Source organism: Kiloniella sp., assembly GCF_048259265.1.
Taxonomy (GTDB): domain Bacteria; phylum Pseudomonadota; class Alphaproteobacteria; order Kiloniellales; family Kiloniellaceae; genus Kiloniella.
This window is the reverse complement of record NZ_JBLXHT010000002.1, coordinates 324115-342597: the sequence shown is the minus strand read 5'-3', so window position 1 is coordinate 342597 and position 18483 is coordinate 324115. Positions and strand designations below refer to the sequence as shown.

The window sequence follows — 18483 nt, the reverse complement described above, 5'->3', positions numbered from 1 at the left end:
AGCCTTTTTGTCTTCAACCGTAAAAAAAGGAATATTTTTAAATCAGAAGAGACGGATTGCGCTTAAAAGTAGGTTAATCCTTGGATTTACGCATAATTTCAAACTTCTCTTCCAACTTTAATTTCGTTGCAGGACTAACAAAAGAGGCGATATCTCCACCAAGATATCCAATCTCTTTAACAAATCGTGACGAAATAAACTGTTGTTTTTCAGAAGCCATCAAAAATACGGTTTCGATTTCAGCATCAAGGCGGGCATTCATTCCCGCCATTTGAAACTCATACTCGAAATCAGAAACCGCACGCAACCCCCGAAGAATGACCCCTGCACCAACTTCGCGGGCAAAATTCACCAGAAGATTGTCAAAGGGCAGCACTTCTATTTCAAACCCTTTGTCTCGTAGAGGAGCCGTATCGTGCAACACCATACTCACACGCGCTTCAGTACTGAACAACGGCCCCTTACGGTCATTGCGTGCAACGGCAATGACCAGTTTATCGACCACGCGGCACCCACGGGTAATAATATCCATGTGCCCCTTAGTTACAGGGTCAAAGGTACCGGGATAAAGCCCAACGTGTTTTTTCGTCATGCCCTAAGCTCTTCTTCGTTAGGTTGCGGGGATTACTCCCCGCTTTTATCATCACCAGATGCTTCCGGCGCGCTTTCTGCGGCATCACTTTCTACCACATCATTAGCTTCGACACCTTCTGCGCCTTCAGCTCCGTCGGCAACGGCACCCTCAAGATTTTCGTTTTCGTCATCTTCGCCCTCACCGTCATCCGCCAAGCGGGAAACAGAAACAATTTTTTCATCATCTGCGACGTTGAACAGGTTAACACCACGTGTTGAACGTCCTGCAATTCTAACGTCGTGCACAGGACAGCGAATGAGCTTTCCTGCATCTGTTACCAACATAATGTGATCCGTCTCATCAATTGGGAACACGGAAATAACAGTCGTTGTTTTACCCTTGGCTCTTGAAAGATCAAGGTTACCAATCCCTTTACCGCCACGGCTGGTCACACGGTATTCATAAGAAGACGAACGTTTACCCAAACCATCCTGAGAGATCGACAGAATGAACTGCTCTCTTTCAGCCATGCTATCAAGCTGCTCCTGAGACAGTGTCGTCTCTAGTGCTGATGGATCAAACTCGCCCTCATCCGCGTTTTCACTGCGACGCTTAGCACTTGCGTAACGAAGATATTGATCACGGGTTTCTGAATCTGCATCCATATGATTGATAATCGCCATGGAAATAACAGAATCACCCTCAGCGAGAGAAATCCCTCTCACACCTGTCGATGTACGGCCAGCAAAGACACGAACGCCATTCACAGGGAAGCGAATACATTTACCACGCGCTGTAGACAGCATGATGTCATCGTGTTCAGTACAGGTCTGCACGCCAATCAATCTGCTGTCTTCATCTTCCAGCTTCATGGCAATTTTACCATTCGCCATTACACGGGTGAAATCAGACAGTTTGTTACGACGGATACCACCTGTTGATGTCGCAAACATAACGTACATTTCTGACCAAGCTTCCTCGTTTTCAGGAAGCGGCATCATTGTAGAGATCGTCTCGCCCGGTTGCAGTGGCAACATATTAACCAGCGCTTTTCCGCGTGATGTCGGTGTCCCAGGTGGCAAACGGTAAACTTTCATCTTGTAAACCATACCACGGGAAGAGAAAAAGAGAACTGGCGTATGCGTATTACAAACAAAGATCTGTGATACAAAATCCTCGTCTCTTGTCGCCATACCAGAACGGCCCTTACCACCACGACGCTGCGCACGATAAGTACTTAGTGGAACACGTTTGATGTAGCCACTGTGACTAACAGTCACCACCATGTCTTCACGCTGGATAAGATCTTCATCGTCATACCCGAACACACCGTCCAGAATTTCCGTACGACGTGGCGTGGCATATTTGGCCTTCATTTCGATGAGTTCTTCGCGCAGGATACCAAGAAGTTTTTCGCGAGAAGCGAGTATTTCAAGATAATAACGGATTTGATCCGAAATATCTTCCAATTCCTTGGCAATCTTATCCCGCTCAAGACCGGTCAATCTCTGTAGACGTAGCTCTAGAATCGCACGCGCTTGTGCTTCAGAAAGGAAATAGTTGCCATCACCATCAACATTTCGGCCCGGCTCATCAATCAATTTAATAAGTGGTTCCACATACTTAGCAGGCCACGGACGGTCCATAAGCTGTTCGCGCGCAATCACAGGATCAGAAGCGGCACGAATGAGCTCGATCACTTCATCAATGTTCGCAACAGCAATCGCCAAACCAACCAAGAGATGCGCGCGATCACGTGCTTTATTCAGCTCAAAGATAGTACGGCGTGTAATCACTTCTTCGCGGAATGCGATAAATGCAGAAATAATTGACTTCAAATCCAGTAGCTCTGGGCGACCAGAATTTAACGCCAGCATGTTAGCCCCAAAGGACGTTTGCAGCGGGCTATAGCGATAAAGCTGATTCAGAATCACTTCCGGCTCGACATCACGACGCAGCTCAACAACGACACGAACACCGTGACGGTCACTTTCATCGCGAATATCAGTAATGCCTTCGATTGTCTTATCACGGGCAATATCCGCGATCTTTTCAAGCATTCTGGCCTTGTTTACCTGGAAAGGAACTTCGGTGACAACAATCGCCATCTTATCCTTGCGGATTTCCTGAACCTCGGCCTTACCGCGCATAACAATAGAGCCGCGTCCAGTATGATAGGCATCGCGAATTGTTGTACGCCCAAGAATAACACCACCCGTCGGAAAATCAGGTCCGGGGATAATCTCGTTCAACTGATCAATGGATAGTTCTGGATCGTCCACGAAGGCACAACAAGCATCCAAGACTTCACCGAGGTTATGCGGCGGGATGTTTGTCGCCATACCAACCGCAATACCACCAGCTCCATTGACCAAAAGGTTTGGATAACGGGCTGGGAGAACAATCGGCTCTTTCGTGGATTCATCATAGTTGTCTTGGAAATCAACCGTATCGCGATCAATATCTTCCAAAAGTGCTTCACTGGAAACGCGCTGCAGACGAGATTCCGTATAACGCATCGCCGCGGGTGGATCACCATCCATGGAACCAAAGTTACCCTGGCCATCAACCAGAGGCAGACGCATAGAGAAATCCTGCGCCATTCGAACCATAGCATCGTAAATGGCTTGGTCACCATGCGGGTGATACTGCCCCATCACGTCGCCGACGATACGGGCAGACTTACGATAAGCTCTGTTCCAGTCGTAGCCGGACTCTTTCATCGCATAGAGAATACGACGGTGTACCGGTTTAAGGCCGTCTCTGACGTCTGGAAGAGCACGCGACACGATAACGCTCATGGCGTAATCGAGGTACGATCGTTTCATTTCGTCTTCAATAGTTACCGGAAAAACATCCTGGTTATCGGATGATGTATCAGAGTTCGAAGTCACGTAATTATCCTGTTTCTGTTTAACAGAAAGGCCCTTTCAAACCGAGTACAGCACAACACTGGAACTCAACTTGTTTCAGGCTAAAAAAAAATCACATGAAATGTAACAAATTCATCGCGTAGCTACAACAAATTGTGTGTAAAAAGAGAGGGAAAAATTAAGTTCTACAGGATTGAATTTAAATAATTTTTTGATCTCAACTTTAAATCAACAAATTCTACTTTATTTTAATTTGTCAAGTCGCTAATTCACACCGTTTTATGCAGCACGTATCATGTCAACGTGCGGTATACCAGCATCATCATAAGGTTCATCAGAAACGGTGACATAACCGTGATTATTGTAGAACTTCTGTAAATGCTCCTGTGCTGAAATCTCAATCCTTTCAGCAGCATCTTGCTTCGCAATAAAGCCGTGTGCCCGCTCCATTAGCTCAACAGCGATCCCTTGCCCTCTGGCTATCTTCGCAACAGCGACCCGGCCAATCTTGAAACAGCTTTTATCTTTAGGATCTTTTAGAATACGAAGAACGCCCACAACAGCATCTTCGTCGCCATAAGCCAGCACATGCCAGGCAACGGCATCCTGCCCATCCATATCCCGATACAAAGATTTCTGCTCCAGAACAAAGACATCGGAACGAAGCTGTAAAACCTGATAAAGCTGTTCCTTAGAAAGCTGCTCGAAATGTAAAAGATCAGTTTTGATCATTACCTTTAATCCATCATAGAAATAAAAAAGCGGCCCAAAAGAGCCGCTTTAATTGACTACATTCTAATATACTTAGAATGGAATCTCGTCGTCAAGGTCATCAACCGGGGCACTGCCGCCTGTCGATCCGCCACCACCGCCAGAGGAACCACCACCGAAGCCGCCGCCATATCCGCCGCCTGAGCTACCGCTACCGCCAAAGCCACCGGCGTCACCGCCAGAAGAATCGCCAAAGCCACCGCCTCCTTGACCATCGTTACGACCATCAAGCATTGTCAGTTCACCGCGGAAATTCTGCAGAACAATCTCTGTCGTGTATTTTTCAACACCAGCGTTATCAGTCCACTTACGGGTCTGCAATTGGCCTTCCAGATAAACTTTGGAGCCTTTACGCAAGAATTTCTCGGCAACATCGACCAAACGATCGTTAAAGATAACAACGCGGTGCCATTCGGTTTTGTCCCGACGCTCACCTGAAGTACGATCTTTCCAGCTTTCTGATGTTGCTATGTTCAAATTAGCCACACGCTGCCCTGATTGCATGGAACGGATTTCCGGATCACGCCCCAAATTACCAACCAGAATCACCTTGTTAACACTACCAGCCATGGCTTCTTCCCTATGATTTACTTTAGAATCTAAAAAAATTGATCTGGAACCCTATCAGTCGGGTCGCCTAGAGCCAACGTCTAATAGAAGATGGATCTCTTTTCTGCAAGATGTTCGCATTTTATTGAAAGGTTTTAAGCAAAATATTCACCCTATTTTATAAAAAAGGATGCATTTTGTTCACTGTTCGTCCATATATATTCCAACGAGAACATTTGCAAAACATTTACAGGCGATAAAATGAGTTCAATACAGGAATCCCGCACTATTTCCGTACGTGGCGCGAGAGAACATAACCTGAAAAACGTCAGTGTTGATTTACCCAGAAACGAACTCGTTGTTATCACGGGCCTCAGTGGGTCCGGCAAATCGTCTCTCGCCTTTGATACGATCTACGCTGAAGGGCAACGACGCTATGTCGAATCCCTTTCTGCTTATGCTCGCCAGTTTCTTGAGCTCATGCAAAAGCCGGATGTGGATTCTATCGAAGGATTATCTCCTGCGATTTCAATTGAGCAAAAAACAACCTCGAAGAACCCACGCTCTACCGTTGGTACCGTTACAGAAATTTATGATTACCTGCGCCTTCTCTTTGCGCGTGTCGGTATCCCCTACTCACCTGCAACAGGGCTCCCAATTCAAAGTCAGTCCGTCAGCCAGATGGTTGATAAGGTCATGGAAATGGAAAGTGGCACTCGCCTGTACCTCCTCGCGCCAATTGTCCGAGGACGCAAAGGCGAATACCGCAAAGAACTCGCCGATCTGCAAGTCAAAGGCTTTCAGCGCGTAAAGGTTGACGGAGAGCTTTACGAAATCGGTGATGTTCCCGCACTGGACAAAAAGAGAAAACACGATATCGAAGTTGTTGTTGATCGTGTCGTAGTCAAAGGCGACATCAAAACGCGTTTGGCTGACAGTCTGGAAACAGCACTAGGCCTCGCCGATGGTATTGCCTTTGCTGAAGATGCAAAAACAGGTGAACAGACAATCTTCTCGGCCCGTTATGCTTGCCCGGTATCCGGCTTTACCATTGACGAAATTGAACCCAGATTGTTCTCTTTCAACAATCCCTTTGGTGCTTGCCCAGCCTGTGACGGATTGGGCAAAACCCTCATCTTTGACGGCGACCTGATTGTTCCAGATCAACGCGTCTCCCTTAAAGACGGTGCAATAGCCCCTTGGGCAAATTCGACTTCTAAATATTATCTGCAAACTCTCAAGAGTCTGGCAGAACATTATGGTTTCGCCCTTGATCTTGCATGGAATGAGCTGCCAGAAAAAATCAAAAACCTGCTTCTGAATGGTTCGGGTAAAGAAGTTATCGAAATGACCTATACCGATGGCAACCGGAGTTACCAGACCAAGAAACCTTTCGAGGGGATCATCCCCAATATGGAGAGGCGTTTTCGGGAAACGGACAGCGACTGGGTACGCGAAGAACTATCAAAATACCAAACGAAACAGCCGTGTCAGACATGCGATGGTCACCGCCTGAAACCCGAAGCGCTTGCCGTCAAAATTGGCAAAAAGCACGCTGGTGAAATCGCCCAGCTTTCCATTGCAGAAGCCGCAGAGTGGTTTAATAAAATCCCCAAAATACTCAGCGACAAAGAAAATGAAATCGCAGTTAGAATCCTCAAAGAAATCAATGAAAGGCTCTATTTCCTTGTAAATGTCGGTCTCGATTATCTGACACTTTCCCGTTCTTCAGCAACCCTGTCTGGTGGGGAAAGCCAACGTATTCGTCTGGCGTCACAAATTGGCTCGGGACTGACAGGCGTTCTCTACGTTCTGGATGAACCTTCTATTGGGTTGCACCAACGAGATAATGCACGGCTATTGGAAACACTGCGCCGCTTGCGGGATCTTGGTAATACCGTTGTTGTTGTCGAACATGACGAAGATGCCATTCGAACCGCAGATTATCTCGTCGATATGGGCCCGCGAGCTGGAAAACATGGTGGTCAGGTTGTTGCCTGTGGAACACCGGATGAAGTGATGGCAACGGAAGCAAGCTTAACGGCAAAATATCTAACAGGTGAAGTTTCCATCACCCTTCCGGAAAAACGCCGTAAAGGCCATAAAGGCCAAAAGATTAAAGTCCTGAACGCTAACGAAAATAACCTGCAGAATGTATCTATAGAAGTTCCTCTTGGCACTTTCACCTGTATCACAGGCGTTTCCGGTAGCGGTAAGTCAACACTGATCCTTGAGACTTTGTATAAAGCCGTTTCACGTAAGCTGCATAATGCCAAAGGGCAACCGGGCAGCCATGATTCCATCGTAGGGCTAGAGTTCATCGACAAGGTGATTGATATTGACCAGTCCCCTATTGGCCGGACACCACGATCAAACCCTGCGACTTACACTGGCGCATTCTCACCAATCAGAGACTGGTTTGCCGGATTACCCGAAGCCAAAACCCGTGGCTACAAACCCGGTCGCTTCTCTTTCAATGTAAAGGGTGGTCGTTGCGAAGCCTGTCAGGGTGACGGTGTCATCAAGATCGAAATGCACTTTCTGCCTGATGTCTATGTTGAGTGCGATGTCTGTAAGGGTAAGCGCTATAACCGAGAGACACTTGAAATTCTCTATAAAGGTAAATCCATCTCAGATGTTTTACATATGAATGTTGATGATGGATTGGAGTTCTTTAAAGCAGTTCCATCTATTCGCAATAAGTTGGAGACATTGCAACGAGTTGGACTGGGGTATGTTCAGGTTGGGCAAGCGGCCACAACGCTTTCTGGCGGGGAAGCTCAGCGTGTTAAATTGGCCAAAGAGCTTTCCAGACGAGCAACAGGGAAAACACTCTATATCCTCGATGAGCCAACAACTGGCCTTCACTTTGACGATGTAAAAAAGTTGTTGGAAGTCCTGCAGTCCCTCGTGGATCAAGGAAATACCATCCTTTGTATTGAACATAATCTTGAAGTTATCAAAATCGCCGACTGGATTATCGACATGGGACCAGAGGGCGGTGACAAAGGCGGACGCGTTGTTGCCACAGGAACACCTGAAACCGTTGCAAAGACAAAAGGCAGCTATACAGGTGAATACCTAGAACCTTACCTGAAATAAATAACTTGATGGAGACCGAAAACACCCTTTTATAATCACTATCTCACAATACCCGGTGTTTTCGCCGCTTCTCTCTTCAACCATTCAATAAACGAGCGGAGAGCACCCCGTAACGGATCGTTTATTGAATGATATACAATATAATAAGGCCAGTCAGAAACTTGCTTTTCTTTAAACGGTTCTATCAATCCACCTTTTCGAAGCTCTTCGTTAATTAAAATACTCCGACCTAACATAAAACCTTCTCCGTTAATGCAAGCTTGTATAGTTAGGTTACTATCGGTGTAAAATTGTATCGGCTGTATCTTCGTTGAAGGAATAATACCTTCTCGAGCTATCCAACTAGTCCAATTAAGATTAGTCTCATCTTTACCAAATGTATGATCGGCAAGAAGCGAGCATGCCCCAATTTCAACTAGAGATGTTTTATTTTTCTTCCAATACTCCGGACTACAAACAGGCGTTATATATTCGTCGAATAATTTCTCTGACTGACACCCTGAATACGACCCTGCACCTGATCTAATAGCTATCGTTAGTTCTTTCTTTGTGAAATCTACTAGATCAAATGAAGCTTCTACCATTACTGAATAATCAGGATAAAGCGCGGAATATATCGGTAATCTATTAATCAACCACCTTGTCGCTAAAGACGGAATTATACTGAGCTTAATTTCGTTATGATTAACTTTTTTTTGTGTGTGAAATATATTTTTTTCAAGAGTATCAAAAACTGAATTTATCTCATTTGCAAACTCAACACCTTCTCGTGTTAAAGAAGTTTTATTTGAAGTCCGTTTTAAAAATTTAACCCCCATCCAATCCTCTAGGATCGAGACTTGCTGACTTACAGCAGAAGAACTCACTTTCAACTCTAAAGCAGCCTTTGAAATACTGCCATTTCGGGCAATAGCATCAAAAGAACGTAAAGAATTTAGTGGCGGTAATTTTCTCATCATGAATGCTTATTACGCCTATAAAAATCGAATTATTTCAGTGAATAATTATGACACCAAAGATCGTAATTTATTTCTCACCAAAAGAAAATCTAACCGTGCGATTAATATTTGGTGGGGACCTTTTTTGGTTTTTATCACTTATGGTTATTTTATCTACAGATAAATCGAAATAGGTATAAAGTTCATGAAAATTATTGGCGTTCGAGAGAATTTATCAACAAGTCATAAGAATTGTTTCATTGAAAGCAAAACAAAAACAGCCTCCCCAGAAGGAAGAGATTTATTAATTAGAATTGATGCTATCTCGATTAATCCTGTTGACTGTAAACAAAGGCAGATGATCGAAGGATACCTTGAGGAGCCTCGTATTTTAGGTTGGGATGCCTGTGGTGAAGTTATCAGTGTTGGCAAAGATGTCGAGAACTTCGAGCCCGGAGATAGAGTGATATATGCGGGAGATATTACTCGACTAGGATGTTACGCGGAATTCCAACTCGTTGACGAGCAGTTGGTAGGACCAAAGCCAAAAGGCTTAACAGCAGAAGAAGCAGCTTCTTTACCCTTAACATCCCTAGCAGCTTGGGAGTCACTATTTGATAGATTAAGTTTGGATCAAGACAAAGCCAAAGGACAGGCTATCCTAATAATTGGGGGTAGTGGTGGACTAGGTTCTATGGCAATCCAATTTGCAAAACGATTATCTCAGTGTAATACGGTCATTACAACGGCATCCAGAGACACTAGCCGCGACTGGTGTTTTAAAATGGGTGCGGATCATGTTTTAGACCATTCCAAAGATCTTAAAGAACAACTAGCTGCTCTTGGTTATGCAACGGTTCCATACATTCTAAATTGTAATAATAACCTCCCCTATTGGGAAATCATGAGTGATATAATATCTCCCGAAGGTTCGATTTGCTTAGTAGCAAGCACAAAAGCAAAGTTAGATTTAGATCTCTTTATGAAGAAAAGCGTTCAAATTAACTGGGAGCTTATGTTTACAAGGTCAATTTTCTCAACGCCAACGATGTCCAAACAAGGTAACATATTACGTCGCATATCAGAATTAGTAGAAAGCGGTATAATCAGACATACTCAAACGAGCAGAGGCGGAACAATTTCAGCAACAACACTAGCCAAAGCACATCAAACTGTTGAAAGCGGTCGAATGATTGGAAAACTCACACTTACTGGCATAAACACGTGAACAATTGTGATGAAGATAACCCATAATAAAATTAAAAGTCAGGATATAATGCAGTATTAATTTTTCAGATAAACATAAGAGCTGTCCTTGTTTAGACAGTTCTTATGTCCCTTGTTTTAAGTATATTTATGAATCAATCATCTAGCGTAAAGATCTCACGTCGCTCTTCAATACCACGCAAGGTATGCTCTCCCATTGGCATGCATTTACGTCCGACGATTTCAGCAAATTCTTTGCTCATGAGGATGCGCTTACCAAGCTCTTTGGTCAGCGCTTCCAGTCTCGCAACCTCGTTAACCGCTGGCCCGACTGTTGTAAATTGCAGTCGATCAGGTAAACCAATATTGCCGAACATGACATTTCCCACATGAAGCCCGAGACCAAACGAGGCTTCGCACTTACCATTATCACAAGCACAGGCATTTAGTTCTTTGATACGCTCAAGCGCATCATATGCTGCCTTCACGGCCATCTCACCAGTTTCAGCTTGTGTTCGATCATCTGTAAAAGGAAAAATTCCCAGAACAGCATCACCAATCAACAAAAGAACATCACCGCCATTATCGATAATGGCCCCTGCCGTACTTTCAAAGTACCCGTTGAGCAGATCCAGATAGTCTTCTTCCGGCATCATATCTGCCAGTGCGGTTGAGTTCCGAAGATCGCTGTACCAGATAACGGCGTGAATTTTTTCACCGTCACCACGCTGAATTTGCCCTTTAAGAACTCGCTGTCCTGCATTACGACCAAGATATGTCGTCGAGATGTTATGGGCAATCTGCGAGGTGATAATTACCTTACAAGCAACAGCCAGACGGTTTTGTACGCGAATAAGTGATTTTATATCCGTATCACTCAGACCGGCTTTGATATCGCTCGACCAAGTTCCAAGAATGCCTCTGCCATCTGTATCACCAAGGGATTCCTGATCAAAATGGATCGCATAACACAAGACGTCTGTATAGCCATCATCACGAAGCTCTTCCATAAGCTTGAAGTCGTGGATAGCCCCTTCGCCGACCAGCCTTCTCCGAAGCAAACCAATCTCTTTACTCAGCATGAAATAGAACGGACTTCTACGCCACTCTTCCGAAGCAGAACTTTCATGTGACATGCCAACAGTTTTAACGCCGTTACCAAGCTCCCAGGTCAACCCCATGGCGCTATACAAAGGATGCAGCGTACGAAACGCAATGTATCCCCGGGCAATAGGTAATCCCGCAGATCTCAGCCTTAGGCAGCAACCTTCAAATAACTGTTCGATCGTGGTATCGCGTAGTGCTTGAGCCATAACCCAATCAACCACAGAGCCGATCAGACTGTCTTCGTCGCCACCACGTCTAACGCGATCATCTATTCGTTGCATGAAATAAAGAGCTCCGGTTTATTATGTTATTATGGATTATATGAAAGAAAATATGTTTATCTAAAACATATGGGTGCAAAGCTGCTTTTTAGTAGATATAACACAAAAAATTTTATTATTGCAGACGCAATGAATAGTAAAGAGACAATCATGAGCAAGAGTGACTTAAAAGAAATTCACGTCGTCGGTGGTGGTATGGCCGGAACGGAAGCAACCTGGCAGATTGCACAGGCTGGTATTCCGGTAATTCTTCATGAGATGCGCCCTGTTCGAAAAACAGAGGCACACCAAGGCGAAGGTCTTGCCGAATTGGTCTGTTCCAATTCATTCCGGTCTGATGATTATGAGAATAATGCCGTTGGCCTGTTGCACGAAGAAATGCGCAGAATGGACTCTCTCATTATGTCCTGTGCAGCAAAACATATGGTGCCCGCAGGCGGTGCGCTGGCTGTGGACAGAAATGATTTTTCAGATGAAGTTACCAAGCGCCTTGAAGATCATCCTCTCGTAACCATCAAACGCGAAGAAGTTTCTGCCCTTCCGCCAGAAGAGTGGGATTCTGTCATTATCGCCACAGGGCCTTTGACATCGGAAAGTATGAGCGACGTTATCGGCTCTATTACAGGCGAAGAATATCTTGCGTTTTTTGATGCGATCGCGCCGATTGTTTACAAAGATTCTATCAATTTTGACAAAGCTTGGTTCCAATCCAGATACGACAAGGTTGGCCCCGGCGGCGATGGTGCTGACTACATCAACTGCCCAATGAATAAAGAACAGTACGAAACCTTTATTCAGGCACTAATTGATAGCGACAAAACAGATTTTAAAGAGTGGGAAGAGAACACGCCCTATTTCGAAGGCTGTTTGCCAATTGAAGTCATGGCGAGCCGCGGTGTTGAGACCTTGCGCTTTGGTCCGATGAAGCCTGTTGGCCTCACCAACCCGCACAGCGAGGAAGAGCCCTATGCTGTTGTCCAGCTGCGCCAAGATAACAAACTGGGGACCATTTATAATATCGTTGGTTTCCAGACAAAGATGAAATACGGCGCGCAAATGGAAATCATCCGTGCGATTCCCGGCCTTGAAGAAGCTGAATTTGCCCGCCTCGGTGGCCTGCATCGTAATACCTTTTTGAAGTCACCTAAGTTACTTGATCATTCGCTTCGTATGAAACCAATGCCACGCCTCAGATTCGCCGGGCAGATTACTGGCGTTGAAGGCTATGTGGAATCAGCGGCATCAGGCCTCATGGCCGGGCGATTTGCTGCCGCGGAACGTTTGGGCAAAGATCTGCCTGCGCCACCAATCACCACAGCGCACGGCGCACTGATTAATCACGTCACGGGTGGTGCTGATGCCAAGACCTTTCAGCCGATGAATGTAAATTTTGGTATTTTCCCGAATATTCCCAAAGGGCCAGGTAAGAAACTTAAAAAGAAAGATCGCAAGCCGCTCTATTCCAAACGAGCCCTCGAAGATTTGAAAACCTGGCTGGATGAAAATCAATAAGACTTAAGAAAGCCAGTTAGCACTCATAAACCTGAGTTCGAATAAAGAAGGTCGCTCTCGTTAGCGGCCTTTTTGTTCAAAATCCTTTATTAATAACGGGAACAAATATTAGCCCACATCAACTTCCACGTGGCAGAAGATTTTGGACGATGAAGTGAGACATCAAAAGGATCGTAATTATTACTCTCCAGCCTTTTGATATACTGATCAGCCAAAACCCCGAGTAATAGAGGCGATTTCGCCTGTTTAGGTATTTTACCAGAAAAACTTCGCGCCATGCTCAAATGTTTTTTGACAGCTTCGGTCAGAACCTTGCTAATCTCACATAATTCTGGCGAAGATTTTAGCTCGAAAAGCGTAGAAGTATTCAATCCGTGCTGATTGATAAGATCCTGAGGCAGATAAATTCTTTTTTTTGCTGCATAAAAAGGAGTGGCCCGAATAATGCCAAGCAGCCCCCAAGCAATGCCCATGGATCGACAAACCTGTCCAAGGACTTTACTGGCCTCTTTATCCTGTTCGCATTTTTCAATCGTGATATCAGTTGCCAAACTCAAGAGCTCGGCAGAGGTTTTTCGAACGTACCTTTCCAAAGAAACAAGATTCTGTGGAACAGTATTTTCCAAGTCAAATTCTCTGGCATTAATAAATTCATCAAGCTTTTCACACTTTAACCCATGGTCTTTCACGGCTCTCGCTAAAGCCTCGACAACCAGATGTTTACGGGGTTTACCCTCGAAGATTCCTTCAATAGATTCACGCCACCATTGCAAGCGAATCATTCCTGTTAACGGCTCACTGACAACCTCTGCTGTTTTGGCTATTTCCTGATTGAAAGCATAAAGCGCAAAAAGATTTTCGCGGACGGTATCATCTTTTGCAAAAAGACACGTTAAATAACGATCATAGTCGTTCTTCTTAATGTCGTCTCCGCAAAAGGATAGGCCAGTATCATTCGACATTTGGTTTGTGCCCGCAGAAAATTTTAATCGACTGCGATTAACGCAGCAGCAACATTTCGACCTTCGGAAAGAAGCACGTTATAGGTACGACAGGCAGCACCTGTATCCATCGCATCTACAATTAAACCTTTATCCTTCAGGCTATTGCGGAAAGTGGGGGTAATGAATTCGCCTTTAGCGCCGCATCCAAGAATCAACACTTCAATCACGCTCGCCTTTTCGACAAAGGGGGTAAGTGTTTCCAAAGATACATCAGAAAAAGTTTCTACGGCCCAGCTTTCTGTTAAGTCAGGAAGCACAAGAATAGAGCCTTCATGGTAATAGTCGGATACCATGAACCGACCATTACCATACTTTTCTATGATCTGCTTTCCTTCTGGAATTTTAAGAGATATTTCCACGAAGGGTGTCTCCTAGTTGGCTTTATCATTTTCCGGGACGAACTCAATCTTCTGACCATTTTCGTCCACAAGTCCTTCTTCTTCCTCTTCTTCTGGAATAGAAGATCTGACATTCGTAGAAAAAAGTAACGGAACAGCAAGGCCTACAGAGGAATAGGTACCAATAGTAACGCCCCAAATAAGACCGAGGCTCAAACCTCTGATAACTTCGCCACCAAACGCAAACAGCGCGATAAGAGCAAGAAGGGTTGTAACAGATGTCAGGATTGTCCTGGAAAGAGTTCTGTTAATCGACATATTCAAAACGTCGATAACGTCCATCTTTTTGTAACGTCGCAATTCATCACGTACCCGGTCAAAAATAACAACCGTATCGTTGATTGAGTATCCCGCAATGGTCAAAACAGCCGCTAAAGTTGCCAGATTAAATTCGTACTGCGTCAGGGCAAAGAAACCAATTGTCGTGATGATGTCGTGTGTCAATGCCATTAAAGCTGCGACCGAGAACTGCCACTCAAATCTGAACCAGATATAAAAAGCAATACCCAACAAGGCAAAAAGCGTGGCCAATGCGCCGTCTTCTTTTAGTTCGGCACCAACCTTTGGGCCAACAAATTCGACACGACGATATTCTTCAACCGCACTGCCCAGCTCATCCTTTACCAGCTGAATAGCCTTCATCTGTTCTTTTTCATCACCATCCTGTTTTTGGATGTTGATCAGAACGTCAGTTGGCGCACCAAATTCCTGAAGGCTAATTTCTCCCAGCCCAAGTGCCCCTATTCTAGATCTGAGAGAGGATAAATCAGCAGGCTCTGATGTTCTGATTTCTATCAGAATCCCGCCCCGAAAATCCACGCCAAAATTCAATCCGCGGGTTGCTACCAACACTAAGGACAAAGCAATCATTAAGGCTGAAAAAGCCATGAAGAGCTTTCTCTTACCCATAAAGTTGATATTGAGATCTGTAGGAAGCTTTTTAATTAACGCCATGATTTCAGCCTCCTCTTATATACCAAGCGACAGCGGCCGACGACGGCGCAGCCAGACAACAATAAGCAATCGGGTAAACATAATCGCAGTGAACATAGATGTAACAATTCCAATAGTCAGTGTTACGGCAAAACCTTTAATGGGTCCCGTGCCGAACTGGAACAACAATACAGCCGCGATAAGCGTCGTAATGTTTGAATCCAAAATCGTTGCAATCGCGCGTTTATAGCCAGCATCAACCGCCATAACCGGTCCGCGGCCGTTACGTATTTCTTCACGAATACGCTCAAAAATAAGTACATTGGCATCCACAGCCATACCGATTGTCAGAACAATCCCGGCAATACCCGGCAACGTAAGTGTCGCCTGAAAAAGCGAGAGCACAGCAACAATCAGGACAAGGTTCGCAACCAGCGCAACGTTCGCCATAACGCCGAACAGTCCATAGGCTGATCCCATAAAGATCAACACAAGCACCAGACCAATGATACTCGCGATTTTACCTGCATTGACGGAATCTTCACCAAGTCCGGCACCAACTGTGCGCTCTTCAAGAATATCAAGCGGTGCAGGCAAAGCACCAGCCCTGAGAAGTACAGCAAGCTCTTCAGCAGATTGCGGGGTGAAGTTACCAGAAATAATGCCATTCCCCGTTAGAATTGGTGATCTGATAACAGGGGCTGAAATAACTTTACCATCCAAAACAATCGCGAAAGGACGATTAACATTTTCTTGTGTTACCCGGGCAAACCTTTGCGCACCAGTTGTATCAAAAGTAAACGAGATAACTGGCTGTGCATCCTGAAACGTTGCTTGCGCATCGATCAAATTTTCACCACTTACCATAACCCGTTTTTTGATAACGTAACGTTGCGGTTGCCCACTTGCCTGTGTTTCTTGCGACAGCATAATCTGTGAACCAACAGGTGCTTTACCAGAATAAGGATCTGCATTTTGGTCAACCAGATGGAATGTCAGCTTTGCTGTTTTACCAATCAGACGTTTAATTTCATCAGGGTCTTTAACGCCTGGAACCTGAATAAGAATACGGCTTTCACCTTGTCTTTGCAGACTAATCTCTTTTGTACCTGTTTCATCCAAACGCTTGCGAAGGACTTCGATCGATTGGTTGATCACTGCGATCCTGCGTTCGCGCAAAACCTGATCGCTGTATTCAGAAATAATCTTGGCACCATCGGTCGAAATCAAAAGCCCCGGGTTGTTTTCGAAGATCATCTTTCGTACACGACCAACCATTTCCTCACTCGCATCGCGAAGCGTGAAGGTGGCGGCTTTGCCTTCGACACCGAGGTTCTGGTATCCAATGCGTTCAGTACGAAGGTTTAACCTGATCCCCTCGACTAGATTGGTAAGCTGTTCTTCTTCCACAGCATCCAGATCAACTTCGAGTAAAAGATAGGAACCACCTTGTAAATCGAGTCCCAGATTAATCTGATCACTCGCGACCCAATCAGGGAAGGTTTCAAGAGTTTGTTCTTTGAACAAGTTCGGCATGGCATAAAAGATACCGAGAACAAGAACGCCAATAACTGCAAAAATTTGCCACTTGGAAAACTGAACCATAACGGGCCGTATTATCTGTTGATATATGAAATAAACCTGCTCTGGATATAGGACCAGAGCAGGTAAAAACCACCCCTAAAGATGCTTTTCTATAAACTTTCCTTAAAACGGAAAATCCAAAAAAGGCTTAATCTTTAGATTTCTTGTCTTTTTTGTCTTTGTCTTTATCGTCGTTAGCAGACTTATCAGCAGGTTCTGTCTTACTGACAACACTTGCGATTGTGCTCTGGATAACAGTGATACGAACGTTTTCAGCGATGTCCACCTGAACTTCGCCTCCGTCTTTTACTTTTGCAACGGTTCCAATAACACCACCAGCTGTGACGACTTTATCGCCACGACGGATAGCGTCAATCATCGCTTTTTGCTGTTTCATCTTCTTGCTTTGCGGGCGAATAATCAGAAAATAGAAAACCGCAAAAATCAAAACGAGTGGGAATAGTGTCGCAAACAATTCACTCGACGAACCAGCACCACCAGCTGCCTGGGCATAGGCTGTGGAAATCAACATTAATCCCTCCAAAACTAAAGAACTTGGAATCGGTTGCTAAGCAACCCCCAAAAAAAATTACCCGCGGACTATAACTGTCTGGCCCGGAAATGCAAACGAACAGAAAAACAAAGAAAACATCCCGGAATGACAGAGCATTTGACTGACTTAGGTCCGCCCGCTAGGGTTCGAAAAATGATCGACCGACAGGCTTAGCGCCGGAGTAGTATAAATGACTGATTCTAAAGACTTGTACCCTGTACTTGAACGTATTGCTTCGGCACTGGAAAAACTATCTCCACCGAAAGAAAGTGCGCCTGATCTTTCCCAGGCAGATGCCTATGTATGGCAGACCGAACCTGATGTTCTGGAAGTTGTTGAAGATGTGAATCGGGTTGATTTTGATCTTCTAAAAGGAATTGATCGGCAAAGAGAATCTCTTTTGAACAATACCCTGCGTTTTGTAGAGGGGTATCCAGCAAATAATGCGTTGTTATGGGGTGCAAGAGGTACCGGGAAAAGTTCGATTGTCAAAGCCGTTCATGACAGGGTGAATTCACTCGCGGAAGAAAATAATTTCAACAAAGTAACCCTTGTCGAAATACACCGTGAAGATATCCCGTCCCTCCCCCGACTTTTAAAGATTTTAAAAACATCAGAACGTCCTTGTATTCTTTTCTGCGATGATCTCAGCTTTGACACTCAGGACGATACATACAAATCACTTAAGGCTGTTCTGGAAGGCGGTATTGAAGGTCGCCCAAAGAATGTGCTTTTCTATGCAACATCAAATCGTCGACATCTCATGGCCCGTGACATGATTGAAAACGAACGGTCATCAGCCATCCATACCTCAGAGGCAACAGAAGAAAACGTCAGCCTGTCCGATCGTTTTGGCTTGTGGCTTGGTTTCCATAATTGTGATCAGGACACCTTCTTTGCCATGATCGAAGGCTACGTAGAAAAGTACGGCATAAAAATAGATCGCGATGCTTTACATGCCGAAGCACGTGAATGGTCTGTTACCCGGGGATCCCGCTCTGGTCGTGTCGCTTGGCAGTTTATACAGGACCTTGCCGGAAGAATGTCCATCAAAATTCCATAGGAATGATCCCCATATACATGATACAATACGCTTTT

The 18483-nt window shown here is 44.9% G+C and carries 15 protein-coding genes; 4 read left to right on the top strand and 11 right to left on the bottom strand.

Features of this window, described 5'->3' with window-relative positions; genetic code table 11:
* Positions 1-73 precede the first annotated feature (73 nt).
* From coaD to ssb, 4 genes are all read right to left on the bottom strand, one after another.
* The gene (gene coaD / locus ACN0QW_RS04785) at positions 74-592 is read right to left on the bottom strand and encodes a pantetheine-phosphate adenylyltransferase (protein ID WP_299372162.1); all 519 of its coding nucleotides are present in this window, start codon (positions 590-592) and stop codon (positions 74-76) included.
* Between the two features lie 32 nt (positions 593-624).
* Entirely contained in the window at positions 625-3468 is a 2844-nt protein-coding gene (gene gyrA, locus ACN0QW_RS04780; RefSeq protein WP_417429228.1) for a DNA gyrase subunit A, read from the bottom strand.
* 258 nt (positions 3469-3726) lie between these two features.
* Positions 3727-4179, bottom strand: coding sequence for a GNAT family N-acetyltransferase (locus ACN0QW_RS04775; protein WP_417429226.1), 453 nt, complete (start codon positions 4177-4179; stop codon positions 3727-3729).
* A gap of 72 nt (positions 4180-4251) precedes the next feature.
* Positions 4252-4788 (bottom strand): single-stranded DNA-binding protein, encoded by a 537-nt coding sequence (gene ssb, locus ACN0QW_RS04770; protein ID WP_299372153.1) that lies wholly within the window; start codon positions 4786-4788, stop codon positions 4252-4254.
* 240 nt (positions 4789-5028) lie between these two features.
* On the opposite strand from ssb, the gene uvrA reads away from it, so the two are divergent.
* Positions 5029-7869: an excinuclease ABC subunit UvrA gene (gene uvrA, locus ACN0QW_RS04765; protein WP_417429223.1), complete on the top strand. Its 2841-nt coding sequence runs from the start codon at positions 5029-5031 to the stop codon at positions 7867-7869.
* Positions 7870-7907: 38 nt separating this feature from the next.
* Here uvrA and ACN0QW_RS04760 read toward each other — a convergent pair whose 3' ends face one another.
* Positions 7908-8828, bottom strand: a complete 921-nt coding sequence (locus ACN0QW_RS04760; RefSeq protein WP_417429221.1) for a LysR substrate-binding domain-containing protein — start codon at positions 8826-8828, stop codon at positions 7908-7910.
* 184 nt (positions 8829-9012) lie between these two features.
* Here ACN0QW_RS04760 and ACN0QW_RS04755 point away from each other — a divergent pair, with 184 nt between their 5' ends.
* Complete coding sequence (locus tag ACN0QW_RS04755) at positions 9013-10035, top strand: zinc-binding alcohol dehydrogenase family protein (RefSeq protein ID WP_417429219.1); 1023 nt, start codon at positions 9013-9015, stop codon at positions 10033-10035.
* A gap of 133 nt (positions 10036-10168) precedes the next feature.
* On the opposite strand, the gene ACN0QW_RS04750 is transcribed toward ACN0QW_RS04755, so the two are convergent.
* The gene (locus tag ACN0QW_RS04750; protein ID WP_299372141.1) at positions 10169-11401 is read right to left on the bottom strand and encodes an adenylate/guanylate cyclase domain-containing protein; all 1233 of its coding nucleotides are present in this window, start codon (positions 11399-11401) and stop codon (positions 10169-10171) included.
* 150 nt (positions 11402-11551) lie between these two features.
* On the opposite strand from ACN0QW_RS04750, the gene trmFO reads away from it, so the two are divergent.
* Complete coding sequence (trmFO, locus tag ACN0QW_RS04745; protein WP_417429217.1) at positions 11552-12913, top strand: methylenetetrahydrofolate--tRNA-(uracil(54)-C(5))-methyltransferase (FADH(2)-oxidizing) TrmFO; 1362 nt, start codon at positions 11552-11554, stop codon at positions 12911-12913.
* An 89-nt stretch (positions 12914-13002) separates the two neighbouring features.
* Here the strand turns inward: trmFO and ACN0QW_RS04740 are convergent, their stop codons facing one another.
* From ACN0QW_RS04740 to yajC, 5 genes are all read right to left on the bottom strand, one after another.
* Complete coding sequence (locus ACN0QW_RS04740; protein WP_417429215.1) at positions 13003-13875, bottom strand: phytoene/squalene synthase family protein; 873 nt, start codon at positions 13873-13875, stop codon at positions 13003-13005.
* Between the two features lie 23 nt (positions 13876-13898).
* Positions 13899-14276, bottom strand: coding sequence for an Mth938-like domain-containing protein (locus tag ACN0QW_RS04735; RefSeq protein ID WP_417429213.1), 378 nt, complete (start codon positions 14274-14276; stop codon positions 13899-13901).
* A 12-nt stretch (positions 14277-14288) separates the two neighbouring features.
* The gene (secF, locus tag ACN0QW_RS04730; RefSeq protein ID WP_417429211.1) at positions 14289-15269 is read right to left on the bottom strand and encodes a protein translocase subunit SecF; all 981 of its coding nucleotides are present in this window, start codon (positions 15267-15269) and stop codon (positions 14289-14291) included.
* Between the two features lie 15 nt (positions 15270-15284).
* The gene (secD, locus tag ACN0QW_RS04725) at positions 15285-16853 is read right to left on the bottom strand and encodes a protein translocase subunit SecD (RefSeq protein WP_417429208.1); all 1569 of its coding nucleotides are present in this window, start codon (positions 16851-16853) and stop codon (positions 15285-15287) included.
* 127 nt (positions 16854-16980) lie between these two features.
* Positions 16981-17364, bottom strand: coding sequence for a preprotein translocase subunit YajC (gene yajC, locus ACN0QW_RS04720; RefSeq protein WP_299376157.1), 384 nt, complete (start codon positions 17362-17364; stop codon positions 16981-16983).
* 211 nt (positions 17365-17575) lie between these two features.
* Here yajC and ACN0QW_RS04715 point away from each other — a divergent pair, with 211 nt between their 5' ends.
* Entirely contained in the window at positions 17576-18448 is an 873-nt protein-coding gene (locus tag ACN0QW_RS04715; protein ID WP_417429206.1) for an ATP-binding protein, read from the top strand.
* The last annotated feature ends 35 nt before the right edge of the window (positions 18449-18483 follow it).